Raw genomic sequence first — 11,909 nt, 5'->3', positions numbered from 1 at the left:
CGGAGAGCCTGACGGCTCTTACGTTGGCCTGACGGCCACTACGGGCCTGACGGCCCGTAAACTGACGCGTCGTCATGCCTGACGGCATGACTGTGGGTTGGCTGTGTCGCCCTGACGGGCGACAGGAACAGACAGGGCGGGGCCTGGCGGCCCCGCTGTCACATGTCCAGGTGTCATGCCTGACGGCATGACTCTGGGTTCAAGTGGTTGGGATTCCCTGCCCTGACGGGCAGGGGGTTGGTGTGTGTCGGCGCCTTGCGGCGCCGTGATGTCGTAATGGTTCGTTAGACACTTATCCGGTTGCCCTCCCCTCCCCCTTGGTCTGCCGGGGCTGTGGGCCTGGGCCCTGACGGGCCAACAGGACGGGTTGAGGCAGGAGCCTCGTAGCCCCGCAGCATGCCTGCCGGCATGTCCGGATCGTTGTGTACCCCCGCTGTCGCGGGGCCCTCTTCGGTAGTTTTCGTGGGCGTTGTCAGACCCGGGGTGTATGTTCCGGAAGTTGTTGGCCCGTCTGGAATGGCCCCGAATACCACTGGTGGGGCGTAGAGGGGTGATGAGCTGTGCCTGTTAGTCATCATGTTGCCGCTCGGAGGATCATTACTGCTGCTCTGCGAGCCGGTGCGGCGTGGATCAACCGGGTTGAGGAACCTCGTGCGTGGCGGGAATTGTCCCGTATGCACGGGGTACTTTTGTCGAGTCTGCCGGTGGGAGCCGGCCCTTCGACGCCTGCCGAGATGATCGGCTTGCTGCCGGTGCGCCTGCGAGAGTGGGTGCCTCTGGCCTGGGACGAACTACCTTCGGCTATGGGGGATTTGGTTGTCCTGACGGACAACGGGGAGCTGACCGAGGATGCCTTCGAGGCGGGCATGAACTATCTGGAGGCGCTGTACGGGGGCGACGGATAATCTCGGTGGGGCGTGGCTTCCGGCGTGGGTTCGGCAGACGGCTGAGCAGACGGAGCGGGCTGTCTTTCGGCACATCCGCTCTGGCGGGCAGGCTGGCTATGTGGCGGCGCGGACCATGCTGACCGAGGTGCCCTACGGCACGGAGCGGGCGTTGGTCGAGGAGTACTCGCGCCGTGGCGCGGCGCGGATGGACGTGTACCGGCCTGTTCCCTCTGACCGGGTGTGGGCGGGTGCTTCGTCGTGGTTGTGGCCCTGCCCGCAGTGCCGGTATCCGATGGTGCTGCGGGGTGGTGGGCAGTTGCGGTGTGAGTATCCACCGCATCAGAGCCGGTTCGGTCTTGCCGCGGGCAGTGACAAGCGGGGCGGGCCGCCCGTACTGACCGGTGGGCTGGGCCGGTTGGCGGTTGCGGAGCCGGCACAGAGCGTGTTGTGCCTGGACTGGGGGGTGTGGCGGTACATCACCTGTCCTGGGCTGAGTGAGGTGGGCCTGATGCAGTGGCTGGAGAAGCAGGAGGGTGTGCGGGTCGAGCGCTGGGAGAACCTGGACGAGTGGGATGTCGGTGTCTACCTGGCGGACGGGCATCGCTGGCGGGTGGACGTCAAGGACCACCAGGACGCGCAGACGATCGTCGACCGGCCGCCTGCCGGGGAGACGGTGGTCGTCCCCAACTACCGGCGCAGCCAGGTCAATCAGCTTCAGGCCGGACTCGATGCGCTGCGTACGGCTGAGGGGCAGCGCTACACCGTGTTCACGGTCAGCCGTTTCAAGGCGGCCGTGACGAAGCGGCTGAAGGGAATGGGCGCATGACGTCGCCAAAGAGTGCGAGGTACTCCGTCAGTGTGCCTCTGACGGTGCGGGCGGCGATCCTGCTGGCCGCGCGGGTGTTCCCCAACCGGGCACCGCAGGAGCAGGCGGCATGGCGGCGTGCGGTGGATCTTGCTGATGCTCACTTCCTGGCCACGGGGCAGATGCATCTGTGGGACGGCTGGCCCGCTCTGGCCGTGCGGGATCAGGTGCGGATCACGCGGATGCTGCGGCAGCGGCCGGCGGTGCTTGCCTCCCGGGCCGTGTTTGTCACGGAGACGGCAGCGGTCCTGGACAGCGGTGAGGCGGTCGAGTTCGCCCCAGCCGACGGGGAGGAGCAGGTGCTGGTCCTGCCCGTCGGCGATGAGGAAGCCCTCATCGATGCCTTGCTGGACGAGCTCGAGGACAACGCGGCCAAGGGGCAGTTGCTGCCCAAGCCTGCGCCGCCCGGCTCCTACGTCAGCGACCTGCGGATCAGGGATCCGCTCAGCCCGTCCGGTCGGGTGGTGGATGTCTTCTACGACCTCGACTACCAGGGTCCTGCTGCTCCCAGCGTGGTGCAGGAGCTGGGCGATGCCCCGGTCGCGGACGAGGTAGTGATCCCCTTTGCCGACCTGGATGAGATCGCGGGCCGGCTCGATGGGCTGCGCGGGCAGGACTACCGGCGCAAGGCAGTCGCGGACATCAGGCGGCACGCCCGCGGCCGCGACGGCCTTGAGGTGGGCGAGCTCCTACGGGTTCAGGCCGGGCCGCTGCGGGTCTTCCACGCCCCCACCGGCATGGGCAAGAACGTCCTGAGCGAGCTCGTCGCGGTGTGGGGCGCCGAGACGGGCCGGGTGATCTCGCTGGTCGTTCCGCAGAACGCGCAGGTCCTGGCCACGGTGTACCGGCTGCAGCAGGACCTGGACGACCTGGAGATCTCCGCACAGGTCACGCCGGTCGTCTCTCCCGCCTCCATGCAGGAGCTGGCCGAGCAGACGGCCGGCAACCCGCAGGACGACGCGGACTTCAGGACCTGGGTGTACCGGGAGATGTCCTACAGCTGTGCTCTGACCGGGCACGCCACTACCTCCTCCGAAGCGGTGGATGCCTGGACGCCGGGCCAGGAGCCGTGCGACCAGCTCAAACCCAACGGGCCAAAAGCGGACAAGGCCCTCTCGTGCCCGTGGCGCGGCGGCTGCGGGAAGTTCCGCCACCACCGGGCCGCGGCGTCGGCGGACATCCTCGTCACCAACCATGCGAACTTCCTCACCGGGCACATCCACGCACCGGTGGCGGGCCGGCCCGCTCCGGGACGGCGCATGACCACCGAGCAGCTGCTGCTGCATCGCAGCCATCTGGTGATCATCGACGAGGCCGATGCACTGCAGGCGCAGGCGTTCGACCGGGCGGCCCGTCAGGTGCTGCTGGCCCAGGACGGTGCGGAGCACACTCCTGTACGTGATCTTGACAGCCAGTTCCGGCGGCACTGCCACCGGCTGCCGATGAGCCTCGAACAGCATCTGCGGCCGCTGATCAACCACCTGGTGTGGCTGGCCGAGTCTTATGTGTCCCACCTCGTCGGCGGGGTCATCCATCCCGACCGGGAACGGCGCAGCATGGTCGTTCCGCGCCGCTGGGACGGGATGTTCGCTTCCCGGATTTTCAAGCTGGAGGCGGGTGAGCGGCCCACCGCGCAGCAGATGCAGGCGGTCAACCAGCTCTACAAGCGGGAGGGGCCGCTGGAGTTTTCCGATGAGGTCGAGGGGCTGGCGGAGCTGAGGGAGCTGCTGTGCTCGGTCACGGACCTGGCCGGCGGGTCGGACCGGCTCACCCACGCCACCCTCAAGTGCATCGGGGAAGCCTTCTCGGCGATCACCGGTGAGACGGACGAGAGGCGGCTGTCCTCCCTGGCGCTGCTGGCGGCCCGGCGGGCGTATCTGGAGGAGATGCGCAGCATCCTGCACCGCATCGTCGGGGTCGCGGCGCCGCTGCAAGGGGCGGGGATCTCCGCCGGTAACAGTCTCGTGGACGCGCTGGCCTCGCACGTGCCGTGGCGTGCTGCCCCGTACGGCCCTTTGGGTCGTGCGCTGTTCGCGTTCTCCGAGACGTTCGACCCGGCCGACCGTCACCAGACGGCGCTGCGACTGAAATCGTATGTCGGGGACCCACACACTCACCTGGCCTACCTGGGCGAGGTGACCGCGCTCGCCCATACCGGCACCCGCCGGGCGGTGATCGGGATGTCCGCAACGGCGTTCATGCCGTACGCACCGCGTCATCACCTCCTGCCGGAGCCGTCCTGGTACGTGCCGGACGACGTCAACGGAAGCCTCACCGTCGAGCTGCAGGCCGGCCAGGACGACGGGGCGGGCATCGTGGTGTCGGGTACCGAGGGGGCCGGCCGAGAACGCGCCTATACGGCCATGGGGCGCAGCGTCGGCCAGGACCTTCCCCCGCAGCTCGATGCGGTAGCCGCCGACCCTGCTACCGCACACCGGGCGTATGCGCTGCTCGCGCCGACCGCCTACAACGCCGGTCCGGCGCTCGCGCGCGGCATGATCTCCGTAGGGGTCGCGGCATCGGAGATCTGCGTGGCGGTGCGGCCGCAGGACATGGCTGCACTGGAGCGGATGCCGCCCGGCTGGGTGCCCATTCCCAGCAACCGGCTCGAGCAGTTTCCCCATGCCGTGGGCCGAGGCCGGTGCCGGTATCTGATCGCTCCCATGGCGCGGGTCGAGCGCGGCCTGAACATTGTCGACCGCGATGGGCGCTCCCTGCTGCATGTGGCCTGCCTGGTCAACCGGCCCGTCCCGGTGATGGAAGACCCCCCGGTACTGCTGTCGCTGGTCAACTCCCTCGCCTACCGCCGACGGCGGCCCAGCCCGGAGCCCGCGGCAGAGTTGGAGCGGCTGCGGATCACGGCGGGCCAGATCTTCGACGACATCCGCAGCGGCGAGGGCTACTTCAAGTCGCTGGGCGAGAACGTCAAGCTCGCCGTCGTCGCAGAGATCCTGACCCGGCTGATCCAGCTGGGCGGGCGTACCCGCCGCGGCGGGGACCCGGGGCGGCTGCGGCTGCTGGACGCCGCCTTCACCCACACCGCCGCCCACTCCACCCTGCCTGCCCTCCTTGGGCAGCTGCGCGGGAAATGGCAGGACGAGGACCACATGCCGCTGATCGACGCCGTCTATGGCACCACCATGACCGACGCCCTGCTGGGCTTGGCGGAGCACTCCCCCACCGGATCCGAGGACGAGGAACAGGAGACCTACAAGTGGTGAGTAACGAGCGTGGCCGCCTGTTCACCCTGTCCTTCCTGCTGGATGACCGGCTGCTGGGCACCGTGCATGCCTATCCGCAGAATGAGGCGTTCGCGCCGGCCTGGCGGCGGCTGCCTAGGCCCCGCGGTAAGGATGCCGTGCAGCCGATCGCGTCCCTGCAGACGGCTGCGCGCGCCGTGACCGGTGAGCGGCTGATGTTCACCAACCACGACCGGCCTGCCAGGACCGGCCGATGGGCCGGGCGGAGCGTGATCGTCACGCCCGGAGCGCTGGACGAGGCCGCGGTGCGCACTGTGATGCGGGAGTGGGAGACGCGGCTGGACGGGCATGGCGGCCGCGACACGCTGGCTGCTCTGCTGCAGCTGTCCGACGACGGGCCCCAGCCGCTCAGTTCGCTGCTGCACCGCGACCCTGTGGGGCGGATCACCGGTCCCCGCTGGGTGTTTCGGGTGGCCGGGTGGCGGCTGGCAAGCATGCTGGCCGCCCAGCCGCTCCCGCTCGACGAGAACCTGCCTCCGCTGCGGTTCCACCTCGACACCGAGGGTGACCTGCTGGCCTGGCAGGCCCCGCTGGTCCACGAACGGACATGGATCGACGAGGAAAGCGGCAAACGCCGACGCATCGCCGGCTACGCCATGGAACGCATCAACATCGAGGTCGAACCCGCCCCAGGCGGAAAGACGCTGATCGCGCACCTGTCGGCGCGGATCTCGCGCGTCGCCACCCACTACAAGGGCATCCGCAACGTCCTGCTGCGCCATCCCGTCAACCCGGACATCATCCTCAAGGCCCCGATCACCACCCGCTGGGAGAAAGGGCCGGACGGGTTCATGCAGCCCGCGGCCGTCCGCTACCGCGGGGCGACGGCACAGATCGTCGAGGCATGCGGCGTCGGCCGTCTGCCCGAGCCGCCCCTGACGGGGCTGGACGAGCTGACAGAGGTGCGCGGGGTGCACCGCACGGGCAAGCACCCGATCGACAAGGGCGCCGGGGCGATGTTCCACGCCCGGCTCGAGGAACACGCCGGGCAGGTCTTCGATCAGGAGCCCCTCGTCTACACCGGCACGTCTATCAAGATCAGTAAGCCGGGCGGGAGCCTGCCGCCCTACGTGCCGGCCGGCAAGATGGCCGACGCCATGGCAATTGCCGGTCTCGATACGGTGCGCACCGTCGTGCTGTATGAGTCGGCGCCGTGGCGCACGCGGGTGATGGGCCAGCTGGCCCGCGACTACACGCGGCCCGAGCTGGCCGATCTGCCCGATGAACAGCCGGTGGTGCTGGCACCGGGGTACGAGCTCGTGGCGGTGCGGCTGCCCGAGCTCGTCCGCCACGGAAGCCACGACCGCAGCCTGATCCTCAACACGCTGCCCTGGTTCAAGCCCGGTGCTGGGCGGGCGCTGGTCTCCGCCCTATGCGAGACGCACTACCCCAGCGAGCAGGAGAAGGAGGCCGGGCTGACGGACGCCAAGCATGCGCTCAAAGGGCTCTTCGCCGAGCGCGGCATCCCCTCGCAGTTCATCACCATGGACTCCGATCCCGGCGATCCCTACCGGCTGAACACGCCCGAGAAGGTCGCGCGGGCCAGGGCCCGCAACGCTGGTCTGCCGGAGCCGGACGTCGCCTACAAGGACGACCATGCGGTGCAGATCGCGCTCGGCAGCCTGCACTGCGACTCCGGCCTCATCGACAACCGCCTGGCCGCCACCGCCTTCCACCGCAACGCCAAGGACACCGCCCTGGACCGGGAAGCCGTAGCGGTAGGGCTGTGGACCCGCTACCACCGCTTCGGCGAACGTCCCGGCCGACCCCGCAGACCGGCCGTCCTCGCCATCACGCTGGTCGCCATGCGGATCCCGCTCGGCGAGGACGCCTACTGGCCCACCCTGATGTACAGCGACCAGGGCTGGCGCCCTCTGGCCCAGGCACGGGCCCTGCACCATGCCGGTCCTATCGGCAAAAGAGGGCATCACCTGCGGGAGGACCACGAGGGTCCGCACAACGTGCGCACCTATGGGGAACGGGCTCTGGCCGCGCTCGGTGACCGGTATCCGATCATCGTCTTCGCCGAGGAGCGTGAGCGGATCTGGCCCGGGCTGTGTAACGACCGGCTCGGGGACGGCGCTGTCCCCGGACAGAGCCTGATGGCGCAGGGACGGGATGTGGCGGTCGTCAGGGTTGGCAACGGGCAGGGCACACCCCAGCCGTCACGGCGCGCCGGGGGCGGGGGCAAGTTGCCGGCCAACCCGCTGCAGCCGGTCATGCCGGAGAAAATCCTCTACCGTCACGATCACGGCGGTGTGGTGTCCTGGCTGTTTTCCGGGCAGTCCCGCCAGCACGCCGGCGGCCAGCGCACCGGCACCCAGTACACACGCCGTACCCTGCCCGGCGGGCAACTGGCCCAAATGGGCGCTCCTTTCCATGCCATGACCCGCACCGAATACGTCATGGCCCACCACGGCGGCTGGCGCGAGGAGCAGCTGGCCGGTCTTGCCGCGCGGATCTCCGAGCAGGCCGCCATGTGGGACGGGCGAACCAACCTTCCCGCGCCCCTGCATCTCGCCAAGAGCGCTGATGAGAAGCATCCCGGCTTCGTCGACCAGGAAGGGCTGAGCGAGTAGGGGCAGTGTGCGCGTCGGCTCCAGAGCCGTGCTGGCGGAGCTGGCAGCCTGTCGGCTGCTGCCGTCCTGCCGGGCCCGACCGTTGTGAATCGGGCGGGGCTGGCGCGCTGGTTCTTCCCTCCGGGCGTTGTCACACGATGGACACGCCTAGTGGTGTGTGGGCGACCTGGATGGGTGAATTCCGGCCTAAGAGCCCCTAGAAGACGTCGGCGGCTCGCCAAAGAGATGTGTCCGGGCATGGTGATGAGGAGGTTCCCGGTCGACTGAGAGGTGGTGTCCCACCCGTTTCGACCAGGAGCACCAGATGGCTGAAGCGATGCAAGGCGGCGATCGCCCCGCATCCCCCGAGCTAGTAGCAGGGCCGCCGGCCCGCGCGGGACAGCTCACCACCACCGAGGACATGACCTCGACAGACATTCCGGGAGGTCTCTCCGACACGGCGCGCGCGCAGCTGGCTCAGGCCATGGAGCACAGCGGGCTCCACATCGCACGGATGGTCAAGAATGCCGGCCGGCCGAGGGCGGAGGACATGTGGCAGAAGATCCTCATCAGCTTCGAGAGAACGCTGCGGAACCAGGGCCCGGTTGAACACCTCGAGTCCTACCTCAACCGGTGCGTCACGAACGAACTGAGCAAGCTGCGCGCCACGATCGAGGTCCTGGTCGGCGAGGAGAAGTTGGAGATTCTGCGGGCGAAGAGCGTGAACGACCCGCAGCTCGACGGCATCCTGTCCTACAACCACGAACTGATCGAGACGGTGCAGGGAATCCGCGATTCCGGTGTGCTGACCAAGCGCGAGGCCGACGTCTACGTTCTCGCCCAGGTCCTCGGGGAGGCGAACGCCGTCGTCGCGGAATGGCTTGAGCCGCCCACCACCGCCGCTGCGGTCGCCACGCTGAAGTGGAAGGCCATGCGCAAGGTCAGGAAGGCCTGGCGTGAGGGCAAGTTCAGGCATCTCGGCTTCCCCTCGCCCCGGGAGGAGGGCGACTAGAGCGCCCCGCTCCCGTACGGGCCACCGGTCAGGTTCCGTACGAGGGCGGGGGGAGCTAGCCACTCCCCTGAGGGTCCGAGAGATGGTGGCCCCTCACTTCGGAAAGGAAAGACAAGGAAGCCGCCCCTGGGCCTGCGCCAACAGATGCGGGGGCGGCCCTGAGACCGGCCCGATCCCTACGGGGGTAGGAGCGGGCCAGTCAGAACTAGGAGTCTGACGTGCCTCTTATCACGCTACCGATCGCGTTCGGCGTTCTGCTGATCGCGCTAACCGCCATCGGATGGAAGACAGTTCTGCCGTGGGTGCTCCGGCTCTTCACGCCGGCCCCTGCCGTCCAGTTGCCTCGGCTCGTCCTTGCCCCGGACGCCGATGAGCCGGAGCGTACTGACCTGCCTGGGCAGGTCGCCCGGCTGTAGAGACTTCGTGAGCGCCAGGTACGGAGTCGTAGCGAAGGGCCCCCGGGGTGCTCGGGGGCCCTTCCCCACCGGACCAGCATCCGCTGGGCTTCGTGTAAGACCCCGACGCCAAGGAAGACATGAACGGCTTGATCTCCGACCTGGTAGCCGGGGGTACGCCGATGAAGGTCGTACTGCCGCTGCTGCTCTTCACGATGCTGATCGTGCTCATCCGTACGATCGCGGCCGCCATCGCCATCGTGGTCAAAGCCATGCACCCCGGCGAGTCCGCAGACGCCGTAACGATGCAGGCGAACCGCATCCAACACCGGCAGTGGAAAGCGCAGCGCCGCGACTGGAACCGGCGTGCCCGCGCCTCCCGACGCACTCTCATCCGGGCGGGGCTTCGGGCCTGGTACCGACGCCTCCGCACCGCCCGCTACGTCGACGGGCAGATCATGTTGCCTGCTCTCGTACTGCCGCCCGAGGTGCCTGCGCCGCTGAGCACCCCCGAGACCAGCTCCCTTCCCGCATCGCAACACGGGACTGTCCAGCCCTGACCTCACCGCCCAAAACCACATGGGTGTGAAGGAAACCCGACGGGACGTTCAGCGGACGTCGCAATGCGAAGTGCAGTAATCAGGACGGCGCATCCTGGATCTGTAGGCCGAGCTCGGCCAAGGCAGCCTGCCGCTGTGGGCTGAGTCGGGAGCGGCGGCGGCGAAGGTTGCTCATCCATTGTCCCAACCGCACCTCCTCGCCTTCGATCTCCTCGACGTGCCGCTGGGGGACGTCGAGGTGGCCCTCGCGCTCGCGGAACATCCGGGCGGCGGCCAGCCCACGCTGGAAGGCACGCTCGCGCGCGGGCAGGAGGCTCTCCGGCGCTGCGACGGCGGGCTCATCGGACATTCCATGAAGCCCCAACTGCGCGAGCAGACCTCTCTGTTCGGGGTGCAGGTGGTCAAAACGTGCGCGCTGGGCTTCAAGCCATGTCTGCGTCTGGGAGGCCGTGTCGTTGTCTGCCAGGCTCTGACGGGCGGCGTGGTAGGCCCGTTGCCATGTGATTGGCCAGGGCGGGTTCCACCACCGGTCCAGGGCAGTGAGGGCAGCGGCGCGCTGCTCGGTGAGGGTTCCGGCACGGGTGCGTTGGGTGGCCAGCCAGCGGCCGAGAGGAAAGCCGTCATGGACTTCCTCGACGGGGGCGGCGAGGTGGCCGTGGCGGGCGGCATAGGCAGCGGCGTGGGCCAGGGCCCGGTCGAAGGCCTGCTGGCGGGGGTCCCAGATGATGCCGAGGCGCTCAAGGGCGTGGACGCGTACGGCGTCCAGGGTGCCTTTGGTGTGCAGGTGGCGTTGCCAGGTGAGCCAGCGGCCCAGGGGGTAGCCGACGAGGTCCTCGTAGGCTTGGGGGACGTCGAGGTGGTGGTGGGTGTTTCGGTAACGGCGGGCTGCGGCGAGGCCGCGGCGCCATTCGGCGCTCTTGGGGGCCAGCACGCGCAGGGAGAGGGCGAGGGCGACTTCGTCGGCCTGGGTGGGGCGGTCGAAGCGGAGCCAGGCGTCGGGGTCTTCGGGAGCTGTGGTGAGGCGGTGGGTGCGGGGGTCTGACAGCCGAGCCTCGAGGCGGTCGTCGTGGGCGCGCAGGGCCTGGATGGTGCGCCACAGCGGGGTGTAGGCGTCGGCGCCGAGCAGGTCTTCGGGGTCTTCGTCGGGAGTGAGGTAGACGGGGACGACAAGGGTGGCCTTCTTGCCGGTGCCGGGCTCTTGGCGCAGGGCGCGGCCGACGGCCTGGACGGTGTCGACGGGGCTGTTCTTGGGGTCGGCGAAGACGACGGCGTCGATGGCGGGCACGTCGATGCCCTCCCCCAGGACGCGGGCGTTCGACAGGACGGCCGGGGCGTCGAGGGTGGTGTGAGAGGTGAACTCGAGCAGGAGGCGGCGGCGGACCTGGGGGGCGTGGCTACCGCTGATCCAGTCCGCCCACAGCCCCTCGGGCCGCAGCTCGGCGGGAAGCGTGGCGGCGGTGTCGGTCAGGGTGGTGGCGAAGGCGCGGGCGTCGGCAACGCGGTGGTGAAAGGTGAGGATGCGGCGCAGCCGGTGGTCCTGGATGGCTCGCAGTGCGGCGACTTGGCGGCCGGCCAGGCGCAGTGCGTCGACGCCGGCGCCGGGGCCGGTGGCGAGCCAGTCGCGCAGGTCTTGGTCGGTAACGACGGGGACGAGGATCTGGTAGTCGGCGAGCAGGCCGAGGTCGATGGCGTCGGAGAGGTTGAGGTGGTAGGCGACGGGGCCGAACAGGCTTTCGTCGTCCATCGAGGCCACCATCTCAGCACCGTCGGCGTCCTGGGCGTCGTCGGGGTCCCAGATGCGGGGGGTGGCGGTCAGGTAGAGGCGGCGGGCCGCGGGGACCTGGTCGTCGTGGTGGATCGCGGCCCATGCCTTGCCGAGGCGTCCGGCGGTGCGGTGGGCCTCGTCGATGACTGTCAGGTCCCAAGGTGGCAGGTGGTGGTCGCGGTGGGCGATGACGACGGCGGGCAGGGAGGCGTAGGTGGCGTAGACGGTGACCGGGCCTTGCTGGGGTGTGGTGAGAGTGGTGAGTTCGCCAGGGTCGGTGGTCATGGGAACGCTGGAGCTGAGCGGCTCGTGGTCGAGGGCCTGGCGGGCCGAGCACGCGGCGACCGCGGTGCCCTTACGACCCGCGGCCCGCCAGGAACGGATTGTCTGGGACAGCAAGTCCAGTGTCGGCAGCAGCACCAGCACTCTCCCGCGAGGGGTGATGCGGGCGGTGGTGCGGGCAGCGATCAGAGTCTTTCCGGTCCCGCACGCCGCGATCACACTCGCCCGCGCGTTGTCCCGCAGGGTCTGGGCGACGGCTGCAACGGCTTCCTTCTGGTGCGGTCGCAGTGTGATGTCGGAAGGGGGCATGGGGGTGTACCGCTCC

At 69.1% G+C, this 11,909-nt stretch carries 8 protein-coding genes and 1 pseudogene; 8 read left to right on the top strand and 1 reads right to left on the bottom strand.

What is annotated here, in order from left to right:
- Window positions 1-560: 560 nt before the first annotated feature.
- The 8 genes and pseudogenes from J2Z30_RS50665 (at window position 561) to J2Z30_RS48690 (ending at window position 9,537) form a co-directional block, all read left to right on the top strand.
- Window positions 561-905 carry a pPIWI_RE_Y domain-containing protein gene (locus J2Z30_RS50665; protein WP_308280299.1) on the top strand — a complete coding sequence of 115 codons (345 nt, stop codon included), beginning with the start codon at window positions 561-563 and terminating at the stop codon, window positions 903-905.
- Window positions 874-993 (top strand): annotated as a pseudogene (locus tag J2Z30_RS52300) (hypothetical protein); the annotation flags it as partial. The gene J2Z30_RS50665 and the pseudogene J2Z30_RS52300, both read left to right, overlap by 32 nt.
- Before the next feature lie 12 nt (window positions 994-1,005).
- Window positions 1,006-1,713, top strand: a complete 708-nt coding sequence (locus J2Z30_RS51585) for a restriction endonuclease-related protein (protein ID WP_308280298.1) — start codon at window positions 1,006-1,008, stop codon at window positions 1,711-1,713.
- A gap of 32 nt (window positions 1,714-1,745) precedes the next feature.
- On the top strand, window positions 1,746-4,973 hold the full coding sequence (locus J2Z30_RS48710) for a hypothetical protein (protein ID WP_308280297.1): 3,228 nt from the start codon (window positions 1,746-1,748) through the stop codon (window positions 4,971-4,973).
- Window positions 4,970-7,591 (top strand): RNaseH domain-containing protein, encoded by a 2,622-nt coding sequence (locus J2Z30_RS48705; protein WP_308280296.1) that lies wholly within the window; start codon window positions 4,970-4,972, stop codon window positions 7,589-7,591. The genes J2Z30_RS48710 and J2Z30_RS48705 overlap by 4 nt, the downstream gene beginning before the upstream one ends.
- A gap of 304 nt (window positions 7,592-7,895) precedes the next feature.
- Complete coding sequence (locus tag J2Z30_RS48700) at window positions 7,896-8,582, top strand: hypothetical protein (RefSeq protein WP_209469178.1); 687 nt, start codon at window positions 7,896-7,898, stop codon at window positions 8,580-8,582.
- Window positions 8,583-8,800: 218 nt separating this feature from the next.
- On the top strand, window positions 8,801-8,998 hold the full coding sequence (locus tag J2Z30_RS48695) for a hypothetical protein (RefSeq protein WP_044582627.1): 198 nt from the start codon (window positions 8,801-8,803) through the stop codon (window positions 8,996-8,998).
- 119 nt (window positions 8,999-9,117) lie between these two features.
- Window positions 9,118-9,537 carry a hypothetical protein gene (locus J2Z30_RS48690; RefSeq protein WP_044582628.1) on the top strand — a complete coding sequence of 140 codons (420 nt, stop codon included), beginning with the start codon at window positions 9,118-9,120 and terminating at the stop codon, window positions 9,535-9,537.
- 79 nt (window positions 9,538-9,616) lie between these two features.
- Here the strand turns inward: J2Z30_RS48690 and J2Z30_RS48685 are convergent, their stop codons facing one another.
- Window positions 9,617-11,893: a DEAD/DEAH box helicase gene (locus J2Z30_RS48685; protein ID WP_044582629.1), complete on the bottom strand. Its 2,277-nt coding sequence runs from the start codon at window positions 11,891-11,893 to the stop codon at window positions 9,617-9,619.
- Between the last annotated feature and the right edge of the window lie 16 nt (window positions 11,894-11,909).

Origin of the sequence: Streptomyces iranensis (assembly GCF_017874715.1) — a bacterium.
Lineage (GTDB): Bacteria > Actinomycetota > Actinomycetes > Streptomycetales > Streptomycetaceae > Streptomyces > Streptomyces iranensis.
This window is presented reverse-complemented; position numbering and strand designations above follow the sequence as displayed.